Source organism: Kibdelosporangium banguiense, assembly GCF_017876405.1.
Taxonomy (GTDB): Bacteria; Actinomycetota; Actinomycetes; order Mycobacteriales; family Pseudonocardiaceae; genus Kibdelosporangium; species Kibdelosporangium banguiense.
In genome coordinates this window covers 8,604,468-8,628,271 of sequence record NZ_JAGINW010000001.1, presented here as the reverse complement: position 1 = coordinate 8,628,271, position 23,804 = coordinate 8,604,468, and the positions used below count along the sequence as shown (strand labels likewise).

At 68.8% G+C, this 23,804-nt stretch carries 22 protein-coding genes; 14 read left to right on the top strand and 8 right to left on the bottom strand.

Translation table 11 applies throughout. The features are described 5' to 3' along the window. Positions 1 to 61 precede the first annotated feature (61 nt). Positions 62 to 1,027 (top strand): helix-turn-helix transcriptional regulator, encoded by a 966-nt coding sequence (locus tag JOF56_RS39130; RefSeq protein WP_209644450.1) that lies wholly within the window; start codon positions 62 to 64, stop codon positions 1,025 to 1,027. On the opposite strand, the gene JOF56_RS39125 is transcribed toward JOF56_RS39130, so the two are convergent. The 3 genes from JOF56_RS39125 to JOF56_RS39115 form a co-directional block, all read right to left on the bottom strand. Further along, positions 1,012 to 1,236, bottom strand: a complete 225-nt coding sequence (locus JOF56_RS39125; protein WP_209644449.1) for a hypothetical protein — start codon at positions 1,234 to 1,236, stop codon at positions 1,012 to 1,014. The genes JOF56_RS39130 and JOF56_RS39125 overlap by 16 nt on opposite strands. 110 nt (positions 1,237 to 1,346) lie before the next feature. Further along, positions 1,347 to 2,162: an alpha/beta hydrolase gene (locus tag JOF56_RS39120; protein WP_307855459.1), complete on the bottom strand. Its 816-nt coding sequence runs from the start codon at positions 2,160 to 2,162 to the stop codon at positions 1,347 to 1,349. 15 nt (positions 2,163 to 2,177) lie between these two features. Beyond that, the gene (locus JOF56_RS39115; protein ID WP_209644448.1) at positions 2,178 to 2,963 is read right to left on the bottom strand and encodes a DeoR/GlpR family DNA-binding transcription regulator; all 786 of its coding nucleotides are present in this window, start codon (positions 2,961 to 2,963) and stop codon (positions 2,178 to 2,180) included. A gap of 163 nt (positions 2,964 to 3,126) precedes the next feature. On the opposite strand from JOF56_RS39115, the gene JOF56_RS39110 reads away from it, so the two are divergent. From JOF56_RS39110 to JOF56_RS39095, 4 genes are read left to right on the top strand one after another with little or no spacing between them, the layout of a single operon-like run. Next, positions 3,127 to 4,005: an SIS domain-containing protein gene (locus JOF56_RS39110; protein WP_209644447.1), complete on the top strand. Its 879-nt coding sequence runs from the start codon at positions 3,127 to 3,129 to the stop codon at positions 4,003 to 4,005. Next, positions 4,002 to 4,895, top strand: coding sequence for an ROK family protein (locus tag JOF56_RS39105; RefSeq protein ID WP_209644446.1), 894 nt, complete (start codon positions 4,002 to 4,004; stop codon positions 4,893 to 4,895). Before JOF56_RS39110 ends, JOF56_RS39105 begins: the two co-directional genes overlap by 4 nt. After that, positions 4,880 to 5,752, top strand: a complete 873-nt coding sequence (locus JOF56_RS39100; RefSeq protein ID WP_245378557.1) for a 1-phosphofructokinase family hexose kinase — start codon at positions 4,880 to 4,882, stop codon at positions 5,750 to 5,752. Before JOF56_RS39105 ends, JOF56_RS39100 begins: the two co-directional genes overlap by 16 nt. Positions 5,753 to 5,755: 3 nt before the next feature. Beyond that, positions 5,756 to 6,583 carry a class II fructose-bisphosphate aldolase gene (locus JOF56_RS39095; RefSeq protein ID WP_307855458.1) on the top strand — a complete coding sequence of 276 codons (828 nt, stop codon included), beginning with the start codon at positions 5,756 to 5,758 and terminating at the stop codon, positions 6,581 to 6,583. On the opposite strand, the gene JOF56_RS39090 is transcribed toward JOF56_RS39095, so the two are convergent. Further along, on the bottom strand, positions 6,553 to 7,764 hold the full coding sequence (locus JOF56_RS39090; RefSeq protein WP_209644445.1) for an MFS transporter: 1,212 nt from the start codon (positions 7,762 to 7,764) through the stop codon (positions 6,553 to 6,555). The genes JOF56_RS39095 and JOF56_RS39090 overlap by 31 nt on opposite strands. A 33-nt stretch (positions 7,765 to 7,797) precedes the next feature. On the opposite strand from JOF56_RS39090, the gene JOF56_RS39085 reads away from it, so the two are divergent. Next, entirely contained in the window at positions 7,798 to 8,691 is an 894-nt protein-coding gene (locus tag JOF56_RS39085) for a TIGR03619 family F420-dependent LLM class oxidoreductase (RefSeq protein ID WP_209644444.1), read from the top strand. Here the strand turns inward: JOF56_RS39085 and lspA are convergent. Beyond that, positions 8,674 to 9,195, bottom strand: a complete 522-nt coding sequence (gene lspA, locus JOF56_RS39080) for a signal peptidase II (RefSeq protein WP_209644443.1) — start codon at positions 9,193 to 9,195, stop codon at positions 8,674 to 8,676. The genes JOF56_RS39085 and lspA overlap by 18 nt on opposite strands. 286 nt (positions 9,196 to 9,481) lie before the next feature. Here lspA and JOF56_RS39075 point away from each other — a divergent pair, with 286 nt between their 5' ends. The 6 genes from JOF56_RS39075 (at position 9,482) to JOF56_RS39050 (ending at position 19,321) form a co-directional block, all read left to right on the top strand. Then, positions 9,482 to 11,254 carry an ATP-binding protein gene (locus JOF56_RS39075; RefSeq protein WP_209644442.1) on the top strand — a complete coding sequence of 591 codons (1,773 nt, stop codon included), beginning with the start codon at positions 9,482 to 9,484 and terminating at the stop codon, positions 11,252 to 11,254. A 108-nt stretch (positions 11,255 to 11,362) separates the two neighbouring features. Next, positions 11,363 to 12,142: a helix-turn-helix transcriptional regulator gene (locus JOF56_RS39070; protein WP_209644441.1), complete on the top strand. Its 780-nt coding sequence runs from the start codon at positions 11,363 to 11,365 to the stop codon at positions 12,140 to 12,142. Positions 12,143 to 12,175: 33 nt separating this feature from the next. Next, positions 12,176 to 12,334, top strand: coding sequence for a hypothetical protein (locus JOF56_RS39065; RefSeq protein ID WP_209644440.1), 159 nt, complete (start codon positions 12,176 to 12,178; stop codon positions 12,332 to 12,334). A gap of 237 nt (positions 12,335 to 12,571) precedes the next feature. Next, positions 12,572 to 15,484, top strand: coding sequence for a helix-turn-helix transcriptional regulator (locus JOF56_RS39060; protein WP_209644439.1), 2,913 nt, complete (start codon positions 12,572 to 12,574; stop codon positions 15,482 to 15,484). A gap of 34 nt (positions 15,485 to 15,518) precedes the next feature. Further along, entirely contained in the window at positions 15,519 to 18,845 is a 3,327-nt protein-coding gene (locus tag JOF56_RS39055) for a S8 family peptidase (protein ID WP_209644438.1), read from the top strand. A 323-nt stretch (positions 18,846 to 19,168) separates the two neighbouring features. Beyond that, positions 19,169 to 19,321: a hypothetical protein gene (locus JOF56_RS39050; protein ID WP_209644437.1), complete on the top strand. Its 153-nt coding sequence runs from the start codon at positions 19,169 to 19,171 to the stop codon at positions 19,319 to 19,321. Here JOF56_RS39050 and JOF56_RS39045 read toward each other — a convergent pair. Together JOF56_RS39045 and JOF56_RS39040 are read right to left on the bottom strand one after the other, a co-directional pair. After that, a complete protein-coding gene (locus JOF56_RS39045) occupies positions 19,291 to 20,283 on the bottom strand; it encodes a tyrosine-type recombinase/integrase (protein ID WP_307855457.1) in 993 nt (330 codons plus the stop codon). The genes JOF56_RS39050 and JOF56_RS39045 overlap by 31 nt on opposite strands. A gap of 41 nt (positions 20,284 to 20,324) precedes the next feature. After that, on the bottom strand, positions 20,325 to 20,777 hold the full coding sequence (locus tag JOF56_RS39040) for an Lrp/AsnC family transcriptional regulator (RefSeq protein WP_307855456.1): 453 nt from the start codon (positions 20,775 to 20,777) through the stop codon (positions 20,325 to 20,327). A gap of 93 nt (positions 20,778 to 20,870) precedes the next feature. Between JOF56_RS39040 and JOF56_RS39035 the strand changes: the two genes are divergently transcribed. Continuing rightward, positions 20,871 to 21,821: an SMP-30/gluconolactonase/LRE family protein gene (locus JOF56_RS39035; RefSeq protein ID WP_209644435.1), complete on the top strand. Its 951-nt coding sequence runs from the start codon at positions 20,871 to 20,873 to the stop codon at positions 21,819 to 21,821. Between the two features lie 9 nt (positions 21,822 to 21,830). Here the strand turns inward: JOF56_RS39035 and JOF56_RS39030 are convergent, their stop codons facing one another. Next, the gene (locus tag JOF56_RS39030; protein ID WP_209644434.1) at positions 21,831 to 22,088 is read right to left on the bottom strand and encodes an ArsR/SmtB family transcription factor; all 258 of its coding nucleotides are present in this window, start codon (positions 22,086 to 22,088) and stop codon (positions 21,831 to 21,833) included. 683 nt (positions 22,089 to 22,771) lie between these two features. On the opposite strand from JOF56_RS39030, the gene JOF56_RS39025 reads away from it, so the two are divergent. Then, complete coding sequence (locus JOF56_RS39025; RefSeq protein WP_209644433.1) at positions 22,772 to 23,803, top strand: hypothetical protein; 1,032 nt, start codon at positions 22,772 to 22,774, stop codon at positions 23,801 to 23,803. The last annotated feature ends 1 nt before the right edge of the window (position 23,804 follow it).

Genomic DNA, 23,804 nt, shown 5'->3' with positions numbered 1-23,804 from the left:
CACCAACGCTAGAGCCGATTGCGGAAAGGATCGTTCCGCAATCGGTGGGAGGATTCTTGTCATGACGACATCGGCTCGGTTGCTGAGGTTGCTGTCCTTGCTGCAGTCCCGTCGTGACTGGACGGGCCCGGAACTGGCCGGCCGTCTGGAGGTCACGACGCGCACGATCCGCAACGACATGGACCGGCTGCGGGGCCTGGGTTATCCGGTGGAGGCCACACCGGGTGTGCAGGGCGGCTACCGGCTGGGTGTGGGTGCGTCGATGCCGCCATTGCTGCTGGACGACGACGAAGCCGTCGCGGTGGCGGTGGGGTTGCGCACGGCGGCCAGCGGAATGGTCGACGGGATCGAGGAGACGTCGGTGCGTGCGCTGGCGAAGGTGGAGCAGATGCTGCCCTCGCGGTTGCGGCGCCGGGTCAACGCGGTACAGACCTACACCGTGACGGTCCCGCCGTCAGGCCCTCGTGTGGACGCCGATGTGCTGGCCACGATCGCCGCGGCGTGCCGGGATCACGAGCGGCTGCGGTTCGACTACCGCGATCACTCCGGGACGGCGTCGCTGCGGGTGGCGGAGCCGCACCGGCTGGTGAACTCGGGCCGCCGCTGGTACCTGGTCGCGTGGGACGTCGACCGCGCGGACTGGCGGACATTCCGGGTGGACCGGGTCTCGCCGCGCACACCGACCGGGCCGCGGTTCCGGCCGCGCGAGGCCCCGGAGGTCGCGGACTACGTCACGCGAGGCGCGACGATGGCGACCTGGCGCTATACGGGCCGGGTGCGGCTGCTGGCGCCGTTGGCTTCGCTGGAAGGCCGGTTGCCGTCGGTGGCCAGTGTGGAGTCCTCTGATGAGGACAGTTGTGTGGTGCTGGTGGGGTCGGATTCGCCCGTGATGCTGGCGCACCACATCGGCCTGCTGGACGTGGATTTCGAGGTGCTCGGCCCGCCGGAACTGGCGGAGCGGGTGCGGGCGCTGGCCGCCCGGTATGCCCGGGCGGCCGGCTCGTTCGATGCTCAGTGGACCGGGTAGAGGTAGACCGCGGGCGGCTCGCCCTCACAGTCGTAGTCGGTCCACCAGCCTTCGTCGATGCCGTGGTTGCCGGCGCTGAGGCATTCCGACAACTGCTTGAACGGCCCGATCGGGTCTCCGGCGGCCAGTGCGGTGCCTCCCGTGCCCAGCAGACCTGCGATGGCCAGTGCTCCCGCGACCGCTGCGGTGCCGATCTTGTTCCGTGTCACAGTGTTCCTCCCTTGGACTGTGCGTCCAGGGTGCAGAAACAGTGTTCCCGCTGGCCAGGGACTCCGTACTGATCAAGCCGGGAGGATTTCCCGGGATCTTGAGGGGCGGGTCAGGACGGCAGCAGGGCGGTGACCGCGTCGATCAGCTGGGGTCCGTCGAGCAGGATCCGGTCGTTGTGGTCGGCGCCCGGGATTTCCACGAGCCTGGCCGATCCGGCTTTGGCGACGTCTCTGCTCTGCCCGGGCGGCACGATGCTGTCGGCGGTGCCGAGCACGACGGTGATGGGTGCCTTGACCCGGGTGATGTTCTCGGCGACCGGGAAGGTGTCCCGGAGCATCAGGCGTACGGGCAGGAAGGGATAGTGCTCCTGGCCGGTGGTGGCAAGATCGGTGAATGGTGACCTGAGCACCATGCCAGCGGGCGGGTGCTCCACGGCGAGTTCGGTGACGACCGCGGAGCCGAGGCTTTCGCCGTAGTAGATCAGCTGTGACGCCGGGACCTGCAGATCCTCGGTCAGGTAGCGGTGTGCCGCGCGAGCGTCCTGTTCGAGGCCGTCCTCGCTGGGGCTGCCGGAGTTGCCGCCGTAGCCGCGGTAGTCGAACAGCAGCACGGCCAGTCCTGCTCGCGACAGTGCCGCGGCCAGGGGTGCGCGGGAGGCTCGGTTGCCGGCGTTGCCGTTGGCCACGAGGACCACCGCGTACGAGCCGGGCCCGCTGGGCGGCACCAGCCACGCGCCCAGGTCGAGGCCGTCGCTGGTACGCAGGACGATGTCGGTGGCGCCGGGCAGGATCTCGCCCGCGGGCGGCACGGGTGAGGTGTCGGGCAGGTAGATGAGTTTGCGCTGGAACAGCCAGATCGCGCCGAACAGCAGCACGATGGCCGCGGCGAGGGCGATCAGCACACGGATCACTCTCGCACGGGTCACGGCCTGATTGTCGGCTCAGGCCCGGATGACCTGCACGCCCGCGTCGGTGAACTCCGCGACCACGGCCTGCTCGGCGCCGGAGTCGGTGATGAGCACGTCGACCTGGCGGATCTCGCAGATGCGGGCGAAGGCGTGCCGGCCGAGTTTGGAGGAGTCGGCGACCACGATCACCTGCCGGCCGCGGGCGACCATCAGCTGGTTGATGCTGGCTTCGCCTTCGTTGTACGCGGTGGCCCCGGCGGCGGCGCTGACCGCGTCGACGCCGAGGAACAGGTGGTCCAGCGTGAGCTGTTCGAGCACGAGGGTGCCCAGCGGACCGGTCAGTTCATAGGACTGGGGGCGCACGACCCCGCCGGTGACCACGATCTTGACATGCTGGCGCACGGTCAGTTCGTTGGCGATGTTCAGTGCGTTGGTCACGACTGTGAGTGCCGCTTCGGGGCCGCCCGCGTGCAGGTCTGCGCGTGTGGCGAGCGCGCGGGCGACTTCGGTGGTGGTGGTCCCGCCGTTGAGGCCGACCACGGCGCCGGGCCTGATCAGCGCGGCGGCAGCGCGGGCGATGCGTTCCTTCTCCGTGGCGTGCCGGGCGGTCTTGTAGCGCAGCGGCAGGTCGTAGGAGACGTTGTTGGCGGTGGCGCCGCCGCGGGTGCGGGTGACCATCTGCTGCTGGGCCAGGCGGTCGAGGTCGCGGCGGATGGTCGCGGTGGACACGTCCAGCTCGCCCGCCGCCGATTCGACCTCCAGCCGCCCGTCACGCGCGATGATCTCCAGCAAGGCGTTCCATCGCTCGTGCGACGCCATGAATGTTCCTCCAGCCCGGTGCAGGCACTCGATCGGTGCAGATCGTCACAGTAAACAGCGCCGAACGCCAACAACCACGCCCAGCCTTGCGTGAAACTGCACTGTCTGACCTACTATGAAGCAGAATTGCTCATAATCACGCAGCACAGGTTATCGGAGTCGTATGAGTCACGCGTCGCAGGAGATCGCCAGCCAGCCCGGCTGCTGGCGCACGGCCATCGAGCTCGCCGCCGACCGGCCCGCCGGACTGCCGGCGCCGGGTGAGCGCGTGGCGGTCATCGGGTGCGGCACGTCCTGGTTCGCCGCGCAGGCCTACGCGGCGTTGCGGGAACGGGCTGGACAGGGGGAAACGGACGCCTGGGCGGCCTCGGAGTTCCCGTCGGGCCGCCGCTACGACCGGGTGATCGCGATATCGAGGTCGGGCACCACGACAGAGATCCTGCGGGCCCTGACCGACGTCGGCTCCCGGTCGAAGACGACCGCGATCACCGGAGTGGGCGCCGGTCCCGTGCGGGATCTGACCGACGACGTGATCACGCTGGACTTCGCCGATGAGCAGTCGGTTGTGCAAACCCGGTTTCCGACGACATCGCTGGTGTTGCTTCGAGCACACCTCGGCGAGGACGTCTCGGCACTGCCCGAGCACGCCGAGCGTGCGCTGAGCGTGCCGCTGCCGAACGACTGGAACGGGTTCCGCCAGTACACGTTCCTCGGCGCGGGCTGGACGGCAGGGCTGGCCAACGAGGCGGCGCTGAAGGTCCGCGAGGCCGCGCAGGCCTGGTCGGAGTCCTACCTGGGCATGGAATACCGGCACGGGCCGATCGCGATCGCCGACGTGGCGTCGCTGGTGTGGGTGTTCGGCGACGCGCCGCACGGGCTGATCGACGAGGTCCGCGCGACCGGCGCGCACCTGGAGGTGTCGTTGCTGGACCCGCTGGCCGAACTGGTGCGCGCGCAGCGGCTGGCGATCGGACTGGCCGTACGGCGTGGACTGGACCCGGACGCGCCGCGCAATCTCACGCGGTCTGTCATCCTGACATGACCGCTGGACCGACCGTGGCGTTGGATGTCGGCGGGACGCTGATGAAGGGCGCGGTCGTTGATCGCGACGGCACCGCCAGGGCCGTCGAGCAGCGGCCGACCCTTCCTCAGCCGGACACCGTCGAGGGCATCCTGCGGTTCGCCGCGGATCTGGCCGCCGCCGCGGGCGCACCGGATGCGGTCGGGCTGGCCGTGCCGGGCATCGTGGACGAGCAGCGCGGCATCGCGCGGTATTCGACCAACCTGGGCTGGCGCGACCTGCCGCTGCGCCGGATCGCGAGCCAACGGCTCGGCCTGCCGGTCACGCTGGTGCACGACGTGCGGGCCGGTGCGCTGGCCGAGCGTGAATTCGGGGCGGCCCGGGATGTGGCGGACTTCCTGTTCCTGCCGATCGGGACCGGGATCGCGGGCACCGTTTTTGTCGGTGGCGCGCCGTATCGTGGCGCGGACGGGATGGCAGGGGAGATCGGGCACGCGCCGGTACCGATTAATACGGGGCCGGTCGGTGATGAGCCGTGCGCGTGCGGGCAGCGTGGCTGTCTGGAGACGTACGCCTCCGCGGCGGCGCTGGTACGCAGGTACGGGCAGCCCGGCGTGACAGCGGCGGAAGTGGTGGCGCGCGCCGGGCACGATCCCGACGCGCAGCGGGTGTTCGCCGACGCGGTGCACGCCCTGGGGTTCGCGCTCACGACGTACACGATGCTGCTGGACCCGGCGTTGATCGTGATCGGCGGCGGGCTGGCGGAGGCCGGCGAGACGCTGCTGGCCCCGGTGCGCGCGGAGCTGGCGGCGAGGGTGTCGTGGCGTGTGCCGCCGCCGGTGGTGAAGGCCGCGCTGGGTGCTTCGGCGGGGCGGCTGGGCGCGGCGATCTCGGCATGGCGGTCGTCGTGATCCTGACTGTCACGTTGAACGCGGCGCTGGACGTGACCTATCGAGTGGACGCGTTGCGGCCCGGCGGCACGCACCGCGTCGAGGATGTGCACACGCGCCCAGGCGGCAAGGGCGTCAACGTCGCCGACGTACTCACGCAGCTCGGTGAGCAGGTGGTGGCCACCGGGTTCGCCGGGCCGCAGTTGCGTGCGCTGCTGCCGGGATTCGTGCCGATCGCCGCGGAAAGCCGCCGCACGGTGGCGGTGCTGGCCGGGGCCGAGGCGACGCTGTTCAACGAGCCGGGACCGGTGATCAGCGCAGGGGAGTGGACGGCACTGCTGAGCGAGTTCGACCGGCTCGCGGCGGACGCGGATGTCGTGGTGCTCTCCGGGCGCCTGCCAGGCGTCGCGCCTGATGCCTACGCCCAGCTGATCACGCGCTGCCCGGCGCCGGTGATCCTGGACGCGGAAGGTGACTGCCTGCGGCACGGGATCGCCGCGGGGCCGACGTTGATCAAACCCAACCAGGACGAACTCGCCGGACTGCTCGGCCGGGAATCCGGCCACCCAGCCGATCTTGCCGCTGAACTGGGCGTGAACGTCGCAGCAACGCTCGGTTCGGACGGTGCTGTGCTGTCGACGGCCGACGGTGTCTGGCGTTCCCGGCCGCCACGCGCGGTGACCGGGAACCCGACGGGAGCCGGGGACGCGTTCACCGCCGCGCTGGCCGTGGGACTCGCGCGAGGACGGTCCTGGCCACAGATACTCGCCGACGCCGTGGCGTTGTCGGCAGCCGCGGTGGCCGTGCCGGTCGCGGGCGCGTTCGACGCAGCGATGTACCGCGAATTCACCGACCTCGTCACCGTAGTGAAGGACTGAACAGTGCTTGTGCCGACATCGGAGATCATCGACCAGGCTGTGCGGGCCTCAGCCGGGGTCGGCGCGTTCAACGTGATCACCCTGGAACACGCCGAGGGCGTCATCGCCGGCGCGGAGAGCGTCGGCAAACCGGTGTTGCTGCAGATCAGCCAGAACTGCGTGCGCTTCCACGGCGGCCGGCTGATGCCCATCGCCGCCGCGACCGCCGCGGTGGCTGCCGAGGCGTCCGTGCCGGTCGCGCTGCACCTCGACCACGTCGAGGACGACACCCTGCTGCGTCAAGCCGCGGACGCCGGGTTCGCCTCCGTCATGTACGACGCCTCCCGCCTGCCGTACGCCGAGAACGTGGCGGCCACGCGCAAGGCCGCGGACTGGGCGCACGGCCAAGGCCTGTGGATCGAGGCCGAACTCGGCGAGGTCGGCGGCAAGGACGGTGCACACGCCCCCGGCGTCCGCACTGACCCGGGCGAAGCGGTGAAGTTCGTCGAGGCGACAGGCGTGGACGCGCTGGCGGTCGCCGTCGGCAGCTCCCACGCCATGACCACACGCACCGCAGCGCTCGATCACGACCTGATCGCGCGGTTGCGTGACGCCGTGCCGGTGCCGCTTGTCCTGCACGGATCCTCAGGCGTGCCGGACGAGCAACTGCGTGACGCGGTCCGGCACGGCATGGTGAAGATCAACATCGGGACGGCCTTGAACGTGGCGTTCACCGGCCGCATCCAGGCCGCGGACCTGAGCGTGTCCGACCCCCGCAAGTACCTCGCCCCCGCCCGCGACGCGATCGCACACACCGTGGCTCACTTGCTGGGTGTACTGGCCGGCAGCTGATCAGGCAGCGGGATCCTCCGCAGCACCAGCACCGCACCGATCCCGACCACGCACAACCCGGCCAGCAGCAGGAATCCCGCAGTGAACGTGCCCGTGGCGTCCTTGAGCCCGCCCAGCGCCCAGACCGCGGTGAACCCGCCGAGGTTGGCCCAGAAGTTGCCGAACCCGCTCAGTGCCCCGGCCACCGAGCGGCCGAGATACTGGATCGGGATGGCGAACAACGGCCCGAAGTACAGCTGGATGACCACCGAGTTGACCGCGACCATGACGATCAGCAGCACCAGCGAGTCCACCAGCACCAGCCCGACCAGCGACGCCGCGATGACCGCCAGCGAGACACCCACCACCGCCTGCGGCCGCCCGGTCTTGTCGGCCAGGTAGCCGCCCATGATGTTGGACGGAGCGGTGAGCGCGGCCCCCAGCGCGACCAGGAACCCCGCGGTCTGGATCGAATAGCCCTTCTGCACCACCACGAACGTCGGCAACCACATGATCACGCCGTGCGTCGCGGCCAGCCGCACGAACTGGATCACCGCGGTCACCGCCACCACCGGATGCCTGATCAGCCTCGGCAACTCCCGCAGCGGCGGCTGCCTGCGGGCCACGGCATCCGTGCCGCTGTTGCCGACCAGCCAATACAACGCGAGCGTGACCACACCCAGGCCCGCGCACACCAGGAACACACCCTGCCAGCCCAGCGGCCCCACCAGCAGCGGACCGACGAGATTCAGCACGATGCTCGAGGAAAACCCGCCCGCCACGTACAGGCCCATCGCCGTGGCCTGCTTGTCGGTGGGGAACTGGCGGCCGATCAGGATCAGCCCGGGCGCGAACGCCATCGAACGCAGCACGCCACTGACCGCCTGGTTGACCACCAGCCACCCGTAGGAGTCGATCACCGCGAACCCACAGGCCAGGATGTTCACCCCGAGCAGGCCGACGAGGAACATCTTCTTGGTGTCCACCCGGTCGGCCAGCACACCGACCGGGATCTGCATCAACGCGTAGGTGAACGTGGACGCCGCCGCCAGCGTGCCGCCCTGGGCGAAGCTCAGCCCCAGGTCATGGCGGATCAACGGCAGGAACAACGCGATGCCGCCGGTGACGAGGGCCTGCGAGCTCTGGCACAAGACGATCAGCGCGATCGAGACACCCCGACGGTTGCCGATGATTCCCTCCACACCTAAGAGTTCTCATCCAGTATGTTCGCGGGTATGCGAATTGGCTTCAGCTTGCCTCAGGTAGGCGCCCACGCACACCACTACGACCAGCTTCCCGCCTACGCCAAGGCCATCGAAGAACTCGGCGCGGACAGCCTCTGGGTCTCCGACCGCGTCCTCGCCCCGGTCAACCCGACCGTCGGCTACGCCGGCACCGACGAAATCCCCGAAGCATTCCACTCCGTACTCGACCCGCTGGCCCTCGTCGCCGCCGTCGGCACCGTCACCCAACGCGTCACCATCGGCACCAACGTCCTCATCGCACCCTGGTACCCACCGATCCTGCTGGCCCGTTTCCTCACCACCGCCGACATCATCACCGGCGGCCGCCTGATCACCGGCTTCGGCACCGGCTGGTCACCCGAGGAATACGCCTCCGTCGGCGTCCCGATGAAACAACGCGGCGCCCGCCTGGAGGAATGCCTCGACATCCTCGACGCCTACTGGACCACCAACCCCGTACAGCACCAGGGCGAACACTGGACGATCCCGCCCACCTACGTCGAACTCAAACCTGTACAGCGCCCACGCCCACCGGTCTACCTGGCCGCGTTCGCCCCCGCGTCCTTCGCCCGCGCCGGCCGCCGCGCCGACGGCTGGATGCCCATGATGGTGCCCAGCGCCGACTTCGACCCCGCCTTCCTCACCGCCGGGATCACCGCGATCCGCACCGAAGCCGAGAAAGCCGGCCGCGACCCCGACACCCTCGACACACTGCTGCGCGTCAACCCACGCCCCGGCACCACCGTGCAGAACATCATCGACGGGATCGAACTCGCCCGCGAGAAGGCCGGGATCAACCACGCCTACCTCGACGTCAACTTCTACCGCCACCACGCCGAAGCACTCGACATCGCGGGCCAGGTGTACTCAGCTGTCCGGGGCTGACTGCTCCCTGTTGTTGTTGCTGGTACTGGCGAACAACGCCGGTACCAGCAACAACACCGCACCGCAGAACAACACGATGTCCGCGACATTGCCCACGAACCAGCCGTTGTAGTCGATGAAGTCCACCACGTGCCCACGCGCGAAACCCGGATCCCGGAACAACCGATCCAACAGGTGCGTCACCGCGCCACCCAGCAACAACGACAACGCCACCGCCTGAACCCGCGACGACGGCTGCATCGCGAACTTCACCAGCACACCCACCGCCACCGCGGTGATGATCGTGAAGATCCACGTCGACCCGGCACCGATCGAGAACGCCGCACCGGAGTTGTAGAGCAGCCGAAACTGCAGGAAATCGCCGAAAACCGGCACCGGAGCCTGCCCGGTCAACGCCGACACGGCCCAGAACTTCGTCCCCTGATCCAGCAAGACGACGAACACGGCCACGGCGAACACCACCGGGAGCCTGGTGACAAGCGGGCGGGAAGCTGTGCTGTCCATTGACCACAACCCTAGTCCAGCGCCTTGTCCCGCATGACACGCCGTACAACCGGCTCCCGTCGTAGTCTGCCCTGATAGGACAGGCGGAGGACGAGGCGGACCGTGAGTCACGACCATGGCTTGACGAGGCGGCCGGAGCGGACGCGCCCCGCCGCACTGCGCCATGTGTCACGGGACCGGCAAGAACGTGCCAACGTCCAGCCGTTCCCCAGCGGAACACCCCACCAGCCCGGACAGTACGAACTACGCAGCGGCGTTCCCGCTGAGACCGAATAGGGGAGCGGGGATGATCAACACAATGCCGGCCACCGAAGCCGGCGAACCCAAACCCCGCCTCGCCGGCCGCGACGACGCCATCGCCTACGTCGTACGCGCCGCCACCACCGCCGCACGCCCCCTCGTGATCCTCACCGGACCAGCAGGCGTCGGCCGCAGCAGCGTCCTCGACCGCGCCCGCGACCAGATCACCGCACAACACACCGCCACCCTCACCATCCCCATCCATCCCACCGAACGCGACAAACCCCTCGCCCTGGCCACCCGCATCGCCGACGAACTCGACGCACCCGGCCTCACCGCCGCCGTCCGGGAAAGACACCGCCGCCAAGACCCCCTCGTGATCTTCCTCGACGACCTGCAATGGGCCGACCCCGAATCCCTGCGCGCCCTGGGCAACGTCCCCGCAGGCGGCAACATCACCTTCGTCTGCGCCCACCACACCACAACCACCCGCACCCTGCCCCCACTCGACTCCGTCGAACTCATCCGCCTGCGCCCACTGAACGCAGCCGACGTCACCCTCATGCTCACCGACCTCCTGCACGCCAAACCCGTCCAGGACATGACCGACACCCTCTACCACGGCAGCAACGGCATCCCCGCCATCGTGCGACTGGCCATCGACGGCTACCGCCGCGCAGGCAGCCTCCGCATCGTCGACCGCAACGCCTACCTCGTCCCCACCAACCAGCCACCCACCCCCACACCACAACACCCCGGCTTCGACGCCCTGCGCGCCCTCGGCACCCCCACCTGGCCCGTCATCAAAGCCCTCGCCGTCCTGCACCCCCTCGAACACCACTCCATCCCACTCATCGCCACCGCCGTCGGCATCCCCGAAACCGACGTCGAACACATCCTCACCGGCCTGGAAGCCGACGAACTCCTGCACAGCAGACCCTGGCGATTCCGCACCCCGCTGCTGGCCACCTGTCTCACCGCCTGCCTCGGCCCCTACGAACGCCACGAACTGGCCCGCCTGGCCGTCCTCGCCCTCGAAGACGGCACCGCCACCTGCGACGACCCCCGCTTCCTACCCGAACAACTCGTCAACGCCGGCAAACTCGTCGACAACGACCAAGCCGGCACCACCCTGCTCACCCACGGCACCGCCACCGTCGTCGACGACGAATACTTCGCCAAACGCTGGCTCGAAGCCGCCGCCGCCCGCCTCACCGAACCCCAGCAACGCGCCACCGCACTGTTCATGCACGCCGTCACCTGCGGCTACCACAGCGACTTCCGCTCCGCGGTCGACACCGTCAACACCGTCGTCACCTGCTACGCCGACCAACTACCAGCCGAAGCCCTCCAAGAAGCCCAGATCATCCGCATGATCGGCCTCGGCGCCATCGGCGACCACCGCACCCTCCACGAAATCGCCGACCACCGCTGGCGCATGCTCCTGGGCGACGAAGCCGACCAGATCATCGGCCGCGCCTTCGCCCTCTGCTTCACCGACCGCTGGCAGGAAGCCCAAACCCTGCTCGCCGACACCCGACCCACCTGGTCGACCGGCAACGACTCCGCCATCACCTACGGCAACACCATCGGCAACGCGATCACCATGCTCTGCGGCCGCCCCCAAGCCTACGAACAGATGCTCGCCGACATCACCACACACTGCCCCCTGTTCACCGAACACCGCCACCGCCCCGGCCTGCTCGACACCCTCGCCCGCACCCTCCTGCTCATCGGCGACGCCACCCGCGCCGAACAACTCTTCACCACCCACGGCCAACCACCCGAACGCCGGCTCACCGGCATGCGCGCCCTGTAAGCCGCCGCCGCGGGCAACTGGGACGACGCCCTCACCCACGCCAGACTCAGCCTCGCCACCGGCTCCACCCTCGGCCACCTGCTCGGCCACACCATGGTCTGCCGCGACATGGCCACCATCCTCATCGCCCGCGGCCAGATCAACGCCGCCCGCGCCGTCATCGACTCCGCCCGCATCGCCGAAGCATCCCTGCCACACCTGCTCAACATCCCCGAAGCAGACCTCGAATACATCCTCGGCAACCCCGCCCGCGCCCGCATGCTCGTCCACAACGGACTCACCTCAGCCGACGAACACGGCGTCGTCGTCGGCACCGACGAACTCTGGCTACGAGCAGCCCTCGACGACCTCGCCGTCGGAGCCCACGCCGACGCAGCCGACTCCGTCACCGAACTCAACCAACTCGCCGAACAACTCGGAACCGGACGCGCCCACCGCAACCACCTACTCGCCTCCGCCATCGTCAACCACGATCACCAAGCCGCCACCGCCGCCGTCACCCTCGCCCGCGAACGCGAACAACCCCACGAACTCGCCGACACCCTCATGACCCTCGCCGCCCACAACATCGGCGACCCCACACAACTGCGCGAAGCCTACGAAATATTCGGCAACCTCGACGCTCTCCTGCCACGCGCCCGCCTACGCCACCTCATGCGCACCCACGGCATCACCATCCCCGGCCGCAACGTCACCATCAGCGAAAACGAACGCCTCCTCGCCTCCCTCATCGCCGACGGCCTGACCAACCGCGAAGTCGCCACAGTCCTGGCCACCACCGAGAAGAACATCGAAGGCCGCCTGTCCCGCCTGTTCCAACGCACCGGATACCGCTCCCGCGTCGAACTGGCCACCGCCATGCTCACCGGCGAATACACCCCGTACTGATAATTGTCTTGACACCACCGCTATAAAACAAGGGTGTTACGCAAGTACCCCCGCACCCACCACCTGGAATCCTCCCGGCTGCAGCCCGGCGACGAGGACATGAACTCCGTCGCCTTCGCCCACATCCGGGAGAAGTTCACCGTGGTCGAGGAAAACTCGACGGGGCGAACGTCGACTTGGACCAGTCCGTAGCCGTCGTGGACCAGGGGGACGCTGTGGAACAACGTGCGGAGCCGCTCGACCTCGGTGCGTGCCGCCGGGCGCAGCATCTCAGCCAGGAAGGGGTTCCCGTAGTCCTGGCGGAAAAATCAACGGATTTGGCGTGACCTGTGGAAACGCCGGGGCCGCCGATCATCGCAGCGATGATCTCCTATATGTCTGAGCCCCGCCCGGCTAGCGTGAAGCCAGCGCCGGGAAGGATGGTCAGGGTTGCGGGAGTCTGGTGGGCCGGGGCGGCGGCTCGTGTCGCCGGCGTTGGTCGGACGCGGTGAGGAACTCGCGCAGGTGGCGGCGGCGGTGTCGCGGCCGCCGGCCGTGGCCGTCATCGAGGGCGAGGCGGGCATCGGCAAGACCCGGCTGGTCGCCGAGTTACGGACACAACTGGGCAAGGCCGGTGGCCGCCAGCTGCTCACGACCGGGTCCTGCCGGCAGATCCGGGAGCCGTTCCCGCTCGGCCCGGTCATCGAGGCGATCCGCGGCCTGCGCGAGCACCTCACGGCCCGGCGGCTGTCCCCGCTGGCCGGTGCGCTGCGCCCGCTGCTGCCCGAGTTCGGCGATGCGCTGCCACCGCCGTTGCCGCCGCTGGACGACCGGCCGGCCGAGCGGCACCGCGTGTTCCGGGCCCTGGTCGAGGTCCTCGGATCGGTCGACGCGCTCGTCCTGGTCCTCGAGGATCTGCACTGGGCGGACGAGCAGACCATCGACTTCATCCGCTACCTACTCGGCGAGCCGCCCGTGTGGCTGTCGCTCGTGGTCACGTTCCGCGGTGAGGACGCCGCGGCGACTGTACGGGCATTGACGGCGAAACCGCCCGCGGCGGTGACCCGCAGCCATCACCAGCTGGCCCTGCTCGACGAGCGCCAGACCGGTGCGCTCGCCGGCGCCATCCTCGGCACTCCCCGCGTTTCCACGGATTTCGCCGCCTATCTGCATCGGTGGACCTCCGGGCTGCCGTTCGCGGTGGAGGAGGTGCTGGCGCTGCTGCGGGCACGGGGCGAGCTGGCCCACCGCGGCGGCTGGGCTCGGCGGGCGCTGCAGCGCCTCGACGTGCCGACCGGCATCCGCGACCCCATCCTGGAGCGAGCCGCCGGTCTGTCGCCCGGTGCGCGGACGGTGGTGGAGGCCGCGGCGGTGCTCCACACCGCGATGCCGGCGGACGTGCTGGTCGCCACCAGCCCGAACCCTGCACCACACGCGCTCGACGAGGCGGTCGAGGCCGGCCTGTTGGCCGAGTTCCCCGACGGCGACACGCCGCGTATCGGGTTCCGGCACCCGCTGGCGGCGCAGGCCGTGTACGACCACATGCCGTGGACCCGCCGCCGGCGCCTGCACGACCGGGCCGCGGCCGCCCTGTCCACAGTGGAACCGCCCCCGCTCGGGCAGCTGGCCCACCACCTGCGCCACGCCGGCCAGGTCGCCGAGTGGGTCGTCGCTGCCGAGCGTGCTGCCGACCACGCCATTGCGCTCGGCCACGACGACGAGGCGGTGCTGCTGCTGGAGGAGGCGCTGCGGCACGCCGCGCTCACCGCCGACCAGCGGGGCCGGCTCGCGGTGAAGCTCGCGCGGACGGCAGTGGAGGCGCTGCACGCGCGCGACGTACGCGACGTGCTGCTCGCCGTGCCCACAAAGGACCTTCCCGAGCGGATCCGGGGCGAGCTGCGGTTCTGGCTCGCCCTGCTGCTGGAGCAGAGCGGTGACGACCCACGCCGGGCCCATGGGCTGCTCGCCCAGGCGATCGGGGAGCTCACCGAACGGCCGGACCTGCGGGCCTGGGCGATGGTCTTCCTGGGGACGCCGTCCGGTGGTCCGCAGACGTCGCTGGACACCCACCTGCGGTGGCTGTACCGGTCGCTGGAGCTGCTGCCCGAGCTGGCGGATCCGGCGCAGGAGACGCTGATCCTCGGCAAGGTCGCCATGGTTCTGACCACCGTGGGCGATCCGAAGTGGCGCAAGCTCACCGAGCAGATGAGCGAGTTGACCGGCGGGACACCGCGCCGACGCCGGGAGGTGAACGCGTACGACTCGGTCGGGACAGGCGCCGGCTACGCCGGCCACCACAGCGAGGCCCGGGACCTGCTGACCGCCGCCGTCGAGGGCGCCGTGGCCACCGGCATGCACCGGCTGGAGCTGCGAGCCCGGTCAGACCTGGCGCTGCTCGATTACAGCACCGGCCGCTGGGACGGGCTCGGCGAACGGGCCGACCTCCTGGCCGAGGAGCTGTACGACTACCAGGCGGGGCGGGTCGGTGTGGACGTCGTCGCCGGGTGCCTGGCGTTCGCGCGGGGTGAGCTGGCACTCGCGGCCGAGCGGTTGCGGGCGGTCATCGCGTGGATCCGGGACACGGGCGAGTTCGACCTGCTCCCGCTGCCGGTGGCGGCGTCGCTGCGGCTGGCGGTGGCGCGCGACGAGGCCGGGTCGGCCCTGGCGGCGGCGCGGCCGGCCCTCGCCAGCGTCGAGTCCGCGGGAGTCTGGCCGTCCGCCGCCCGGATCCTGCCGCCGCTGGTGGCCGCGATGGTCGCCGCCGGCCAGATGGACGAGGCACGTACCGTGGTCGCTTGCTGGGCCAGGCCGCTGCGGGCCCGGGAGGTGCCGCTCGCCGCGGCGGTGCTGCCGCACGCGTACGGGATCCTCGCCGGGCAGGCAGATCTCTTCCTGGAGGCCGCCGGGCACTACGAGCGGCTGGAGTGCCCGTACGAAGCGGCGCAGGTGCGCGAGCAGGCGGCCGTGCATCTGCTGGCGACCGAACGGCAGGCCGCGGATCAGCCCTTGCAGGAGGCCCTGGCGGCCTACCGGCGGCTGGGGGCGACCTGGGACACCCGCCGGGCCAGCGGCATCGCCCGCCGCCACCAGGTCCGGCTGCCCGCCCCGTACACGGGAGGCACCCGCGGCTACGGCGATGCCCTCTCGCCGCGGGAGCGGGAGGTGGCGCACTTGGCGGCGGCCGGGCGCACCAACGAGGAGATCGCGCGCAGCCTGTTCCTGTCGCCGAAGACGGTGGAGAAACATGTCGGGTCCGCGCTGCACAAACTCGGCCTGACCACCCGGCGGGCGCTGGCCGGCCGCCTCGCCATGACCGACGATGGGCAACAGCGAACGCGAATATTGGGGGATTTTCCCCCATAGCTCGCGGTCGGCCACGGCGCCGAGACTGATGACCATGCACAGAAAAGGGACAAGCCTGCTACGCGCTGTGACAGCGGTCGGTACGGCGGCGGCCGTGGTCGCCGCACTGACGGTGCCCGCCACCGCAGCCGCCGCCGAACCGGATCCCGGGACCGCCCACGGGCCCGGGATCCGCCAGATCACGCTCATCACGGGCGACGAGGTCACGCTGGACAGTCAGGGCAAGGTCGCCGGGCTCCGGCACGGCCCCGGCCGGGACAACGTGCCGATCCAGGTCCGCAAGGTCAAGGAGACCACCTATGTCCTTCCGTACGACGCCCAGCGGCTCATCTCCACAGGTGTCGTCGACCGTCGCCTGTTCAATGTCACCGAGCTGGGCCGGGCCCAGTACGACGCGGCCCATCGGATGCCGATCATCGTCACGTACGCCAAGAACGCTCAGCCCGCCGGCACCCGCGCCCAGCTGTTCGCGACCGAGGGCCTGAGCAACGCCGTACCCCAGCCCACGGCCTCGTTCTCATCGATCAACGGCGAGGCGCTCACTGTCGCGGCCAAGGACACCACCGCCGCCTGGCGCGCCTTCACCCAACCGGCAACCGACAAGTCAAGGACACTGACAGCCGCGCCCGGGGTGGCCCGGATCGCCCTGGACTTCCTCGTGCAGGCCAGCCTGGACCAATCCGTGCCACAGATCGGCGCCCCGCAGGCATGGGCGGCCGGGTACGACGGCACCGGAACCAAGATCGCGATCCTCGACACCGGCATCGCCAATGTCGAAGACGTCGCCAGCAAGATCGTGGCCGCCAAGAACTTCACCACCTCCCCGGACGGCGACGCCTTCGGCCACGGCACCCACGTCGCATCCACCGCGGCCGGCACCGGCGCGCACTCCGGCGGCAAGTACAAAGGCGTCGCACCCGGCGCCACGCTGCTCGACGCCAAGGTGCTCGCCAACGACGGCGGCGGCTACCTCTCCTGGCTCATCGACGGCATGCAATGGGCCGTCGACCAAGGCGCCAACGTCGTCAACCTCAGCCTGGGCGCCGACGACGACGCCGGCATCGACCCGCTCGAGGAGGCCGTCAACAACCTGTCCGCCACGTCGAAGACGCTGTTCGTCGTCGCCGCCGGCAACGACGGCCCCCTCCCAGGCACCATCAACTCACCCGGCTCCGCCGACGCCGCCCTGACCGTCGGCGCAGTGAACAAGCAGGACGAACTCGCCGAGTTCTCATCCCGCGGCCCACGGCTAGGCGACCGCGCGATCAAACCCGACCTGACCGCCCCCGGCGCCGCCATCACGGCCGCCGCCGCCCCCAACAGCATCCTGGAGGCGAAGGGCGCCCCGGTGTCCAACGGCTACATGACCCTGTCCGGCACCTCCATGGCCACCCCGCACACCGCCGGCGCCGCCGCCATCCTCGCCCAGCAGCACCCCACCTGGGACGGCGAACAGATCAAGGTGGCCCTGACCGGCTCCACCCGGCCGAACGCGAAGGCGAACGCCTACCAGCAAGGCGCCGGCCGCCTCGACGTGGCCACCGCGGTCAAGCAGACCATCATCGCTGAGCCCGCCTCACTGAACTTCGGCCTCGCCGAGTACCCGCACGACGACGACAAGCCGATCAGTCGCGGCCTGACCTACCGCAACGCCGGCACCACCGACGTCACCCTGGACCTGGCCGCCACCGGCACGGACCCCGCCGGCGGGCCCGCCCCCGACCGCATGTTCACCCTGAGCAGCACCAAGGTGACCATCCCGGCCGGCAGTTCCACCACGGTCACGGTCACCGCCGACACCACCGTGCCGAAGCTCACCGGCCTGTTCCTCGCGGCCGTCACCGCCACCACCGGCAGCCAGCACATACGCACCGTCGGTTCCGTCGATGTGGAAGTCGAGACCTACGGCGTGTCCGCCATCGCGATCGGCCGCGACGGCAAGCTGCCGGAGGACGGCGAGATCCATACGCTGAACCTGACAACCTACGAGGACTACTACCTGGACCCCACTGAGGCCGTCCGGCTGCCGGCAGGCCCGTACGCGATCAGCACCCACTTCTACAACTTCGCCAACGACCTGCTGCGCAGCGAGGACTGGATGGTCCAGCCATACCTGACGGTGACCGGGGCCACCACGGTGAAATTCGACGCCCGCGACGCCAAGCCCCTCACCTTCTCCCTCGAAGGCGAGAAAGCGGCAGCCGATATCACCCTCGACTTCCGCCTCGAGACACCTGCCGGCGAGAACCGCCTCGACATGGCATGCTGCTCGAACTTCTACCCCGAGGGCATCAACACCACCCAGATCGGCCCCCCGCCACCCGGCTTGTCGATGGTCTCCCACGCGACCGCTGCCTGGCGACCGGGCGGCGGCAACGCGGAGTACCACGCCTTCGACGTGCACCAAGGCAGCTTCTACACTGGCTACCACAGGACCATGAAACGCTCCGAGTTCGCGCGGATCACCACGACGGTGGGCGGCTCGATGCCAGGCAAGACCACCTGGATCACCGTGCTGGACAGCGAGGTCGGCGTGGCCGGCACAAACGAGTACCCATCGCCGGGCACCATCGACATCTACGTCCAGGGCGACGCCACCACCTGGCAGACCTACGTCTTCCAGCGTTCCCCCGGCTTCCATCTGGACGCGATCTACCTGGACCAGCCGAAGACCTACAAGAAGGGCGGGCACTACAAGGCGAGTTTCAACGTCGGCGTCTTCAGCCCGCTCGTCGACCCCGCCAAAGGCGCGCTGTTCCGCAAGGGAAGCACCATCTCCGGAAGGACCTCCCCGTTCTCCGACGGAGCCGGCCACATCGGCTCCAGCGAGTACGACCAGACCACCGGCACCGCCACGACCCTCTACCGCAACGGCACACAGATCGCCACGGCCAAGGACATCCTCGACAACCTCGACGGATTCGACGTCCCCGCCGACAAAGCGACCTACAACCTGGTCAGCACCGCGAACCGGAAGGGCATGGTCTCGACCGCGTCGACCCTGGTCACCTCCTCCTACACCTTCACCTCCGCCCGCCCCGCCAGTGGCGTCACCGAGACCCTGCCGGCAGCCGCCGTGCGGTACGCCCCCAAACTGACCGTCGCCAACACCAGCCCGGCCGGCAAGACCATCGTCGTGCCGATCACCGTGCAGACCTCGCAGTACTCCGGCGTCAAGCCGGTCATCGTCGAGGTGTCATACGACCGGGGCAGCACCTGGCGCAAGGCGCAGGTCACCGACAACCGCATCCAGGTCACCAACCCGGCCGCAGGCGGCAGCGTGTCGTTGCGGGCAACCGTCAGCGACGCCAACGGCAACTCCACCGTCCAAACCATCATCGACGCCTACCTCACCGCCTGATCCCCGCCGATCGCGGCATCCACAATCGACCCGGTCGGTACAGGATCACCACCCGCCCTTCCCGCAAGGATCGATGACGATCGGTACTCGCGATGGAGGGGACCCCGGATACGCCTCAGAAGATGGGTACCCGCGGTGGGCACGGCGACGGCCGTGCCCACCGCGGGCGCGCCGGCCCCGCAGGCACTCGCAGCGGCTGATTCTGGGGCCGCTCGGACTGACGGACACCGCGACGCCGCCCGCCGAACCCCCTCCTGGATCTCCAGCGGCGGTGACATGATCCCGACTCCCACAACGGCGCCGCCGTCGGCCACACGGCGCTGATGTACAGCACACCCGACGGCAGCAAGGCCTTGACCGCTGCGCTGAACTGCGTGGACGACGCCAGCCTGTCCATCGCAACAGCATTCCAGAACGCCCGGCAAAGGCTCCTCAACGAGGTCTTCTACGAGTCGGCCAAACCCGACAAAGCCTGATACGTGCGGTTGCCCGCAGCGGCAGCCCGACGCTCCTTGCCGGTTGCCTCAATGTAATTCTGGCTGGTGTTGAGATTGGCGTGCCCCAGGAGGGCCATGATCTCCGTGGCGTTCGCACCGTCTTCGGCGAGCCGGGTCGCGAAAGTGTGGCGCAGCGCGTGCAGGTTCGCGCCGGTGGGCACCTGGTCGCGGATGCCGGCCCACCGGTAGCTGGCCTTCACCAGGTAGTCCAGACCGCCACGGCCGATCGGCTCACCGCGATAGTCCAGCAGCAGCGCGGAGTTCGGCCCGAATCGCTGATGCGGGAACCTCGTCGCGCACGACGCCAGGTATGCGTCGATCACTCGCTCCAGCGGTGGCTCGATCGGAATGGACCGTTCCCGGCTTCCCTTGCCCTGCACGTGAAGCCGCTGCTCGCCTGGCCGCCCGACCACCGAGGACCGTTGCAGCGCCCGCACTTCCGCAGACCTCAGCCCGGCGACCAGACCGAGAGCCAGCACCAGGACGTCCCGCTCCGGCCACGGATCCCTGGCCCGCCTCGCCCCGGCGGCCGCGGCCGCCAGCAGACGCTCCGGAGTGTCCTCGCCGCGCAACGGTTTGGGGGCCGATGGGGGAGCCTTGGGCCTGGTCACGGCCCCCATCGGATTGCCTTCGAGCAGGCCGTCGGTGACACAGAAGGTCAGGAACTGGTTCCAGGTCGACCAGGCCCGCGCCACCGAGGTCTTGGCATGCCCGTCCGCGAACTCTCCGAACGCACCCCGCAGAGCCAGGACCGTCAGGTCCTCGAGAACCAACGAGCCGACGGCCTTGTCAGCGGTCCGCGCCAGCAAGGCGTTGACACCGTGCAGGTCCCGCCGGTAGGCGGCCGTGGTGTGCGGGGAGTCTTTACGAGGCTTGCGGGCAACGAAAAACGCCTCCTGAGCATCAAGCAGCAGCACAGTGATCTTGATACCGGCAACCACCGACAATCCAGCATTCAACACAAGTTGAATTTACCGCACGATCACTCCTGATCGGAAATCCGCGGGGAGACCGGACGCTCGAAAAAAGTCTCCAGCACCACCGTGGCCTGCGTGCCGCTGACCCCGTCGATCGCATAGATCCGCCGCAGGACGTCCTGTAGCTGTTCGGTAGTCGCGGTCCTGACCTTCACCAGCACCGATGCACTGCCGGCGATGACATGCGCCTCCAGGATCTCGGGGAGTGCGGCGAAGTTCTCCGCCGAATCACCCATCCAGGAGGTCGAACTGACCATCACGTAGGCCAGGACCACGTTGCCCACCGCTGCCGGATCCACCTCGACGGTCGTCCGCCGGATCACGCCGCGTTCCCGCAACTTCCGCACGCGTTCATGGGCCGCTCCGGCGGAGAGACCCACAGCCTGACCCAGCGCGGCGTAGGACTGGGTGGCGTCCTGCTGCAGCTGCGCCAGCAGGGCACGATCGACGTGATCCACAACTCTCCCTTCAGATCGAGGTTGCATTGACAGTATGCCATCCTGCACCCTGCCCTGTAGACCGAAGGTGATTCGGCAATAGGAAGGAATCTCATGACCAACGAACGGCCGCTGTACGAGATGCTCGACGACCGATTCCGTACCGGCCGGTGCATGAACGGTGACGACGGCCTCGAGGTCCTCCACACCGGCTGCCGCTGGGTCGAAGGACCGATCTACCTGCCCGCCTGGCGGCAGGTGATCTGGAGCGACATCCCCAACGACCGGATGCTGCGCTGGGACGAGGAAACCGGCACAGTCAGCCTCTTTCGCCGCTCCGCCGGGCACACCAACGGCAACACCCTCGACCGTGAGGGCCGGCTGATCACCTGCGAGCAGGGCAACCGCCGAGTGACCCGGACCGAGCACAACGGCACAATCACCGTGCTGGCCGATCGCTGGCAGGGCAAGCGCCTCAACAGCCCGAACGACGCGGCCGTGAAGTCCGACGGCTCCATCTGGTTCTCCGACCCGGACTTCGGCATCACCAGCGACTACGAAGGCTACCGCGCGCAGAGCGAGATCGGCTCCAACAACGTCTACCGCATCGCCCCGGACACCGGCGAAGTGCGGCTGGTCGCCGACTGCTTCGGCGCCCCGAACGGCCTGGTCTTCTCGGCCGACGAGCGGCAACTCTTCGTCTCCGACACCCGGGCAGGCTTCATCCGGGTCTTCGACGTACGCGACGACGGCACACTGTCAGACGGCGAGATCTTCGCCGAAGCCAGGCACCGTGAGACAGCCCGCTTCGACAACCTCCGCTTCGACGACGCGGGCCGGCTTTGGGCGGCCGCGATGGACGACGGAGTGCACTGCTACGACCCCGACGGCACTCTGATCGGGCGGCTCAACATCCCCGAGACGGTCGCCAACATTGCCTGGGGCGGCGCCAAGCGCAACCGTCTCTTCATCACCGCGCAGACCAGCCTCTACTCAGTGGTCATGGGCGTCACGGGCACGCACCCGACCGGACCGGGGCACAGGCCATGGCTACGAACTCCGTGACGACAACCTTCATTTCTCGACGAGCCTGGCGAGCTGCTCCTGGTTGAGCTCACAGGTACGCACCCGGCCGGACTTCGTGGTGCGGATCAGGCCATTCGACTCAAGCACCCGCACGTGCTTCATGAATGACGGCAACGTCATGGGGGCCTCGCTGGCGAGATCGCCCACGCTCGCCGGTCCACGACCAAGCCGCCGAATCACCGCACGCCTCGTCGGGTCAGCAAGCGCGACGAACACCCCATCCAGCACAGCCGAATACTGAGCCATGCGGCTAAGTATTACCCGAAACAATACTTAGCGCAAGAGCTAAGTATTGAGGTCAGGGGGACACGACGGTGGGGTAGTGGTGGCCGATCATCGCGACAAAGACCGACATCGATGGTTCCCCTGTCAAGCCAAGGTAGTGACGGGGTCTGACGGTCGGGACGGGACAGCGGGGTGGGGCTTCATGATCATCGGAGGCTTGACAGGGCGGCCGGGTGGTGAGCGATCAGAAGGAATTTCCGCATGCGTTGAATTGATGCATAATGACCGTTATGCATCAAACGGGGTGAAACCTCGTCTGGGGAAGGTCCGGGGACATCGAGGTCTAACGTCACGGTGACGATTCATTCTGCAGTGTTTCCGAGACCGGCGCCCCAGGGCGGGCTGGCCCCGCGGTCGCTCATCGCTAAGGCTGGCTCGACGCGTGCTGAGCGACGAAACGGCGCGCACGCGTATGCGTGCACCGACAACCAGCCTGCAGCGCCTGAGTCCTCTCAGGGATGATCTCCCAGGTCGGCAATAATTCGATAATCTACATTATGTCAAGTAATGGACATCTGGGCCTTCCCCTGGCGTAGGGACAACCCCCCGAGTGCGCCGGGTGTTCGCCGGATGGTTCCCGCCAGGCGGTTCGGAAAGGCTGATGAGGCAACAGCATCAGCAAATGGACCCTGGTGGGAGCAACCATGACTGTCTTGTCGAGACCGTTCAGTGCCATGCATGGCTGGCATCGCCCACTGCTGGCGAACGTGACGCTCATGTTCGCTCTGGTGTTGGCATGCGTCGTTGGTGTGGTTGTCGACGATCGCCTGTTACTGGGCGAATCGATCTGGCTGAAGCCCATGAAATTCGGCTTCGGCATGGGCGTGTACGGCCTCACGCTCGCATGGCTGCTCAGCAAGCTGCACAAGGGTAGACGCCTAGGCTGGTGGCTGGGCACTGTGTTCGCGGTTGCCGGGCTGCTGGACGTTGGCGTTGTCGTCTACGCCGCCGCGCACGGTACCGTCAGCCACTTCAACGGCAACACCGATGCCGTCGCCCAGACCGTGCGGACGGTGTTCAGCTTCGGCGTCCTGCCGCTGCTGCTGACCACCCTGGTCATCGCGATCCTGGTGCTGATCCAGCGCACCGGCGACCCAGCCATGGCCCGTGCCCTGCGCGCCGGGCTCGGGCTGGCCATCGCCAGCATGGTCGTGGCCCTGTGGCTCAGCGGCTCCTCAGGTGCCACACCTCGTACGGTGACCGACGCCAACGGCAACACGGTGTCCATGAAAGGCGGCCACGGCATCGGCGACCCCGACGGCACCGGGATGCCCATCACCAACTGGAGCACGACCGGCGGCGACCTGCGGCCACCGCATTTCGTTGGTATGCATGGCATCCAGGTCCTGCTGCTGGTGACCGCGATCTTGGGATTGCTCGCGACCCGCTACGGCTGGCTGCGCGACGAACGGGTCCGAGCCCGGCTGGTCGGCATCGCCGCCCTGGGCTACACCGGTGTGTTCGCCGTGCTCACCTGGCAGGCAAAGCGCGGCCAGTCGGTGGTTCACCCCGATTGGCAGACCCTGACCGCGTTCACTGCAGTGGCGGTGTTCACCCTGGCAACGACCGCCGCAGTGATCATCACCGCGCGGCGGCGACCTGCGCTACCCACCGAGGAAACGCAGCACGATGACCTGCCGAGCCTGATGGCCACGACGATGAGAAGAGTCGGGTAAG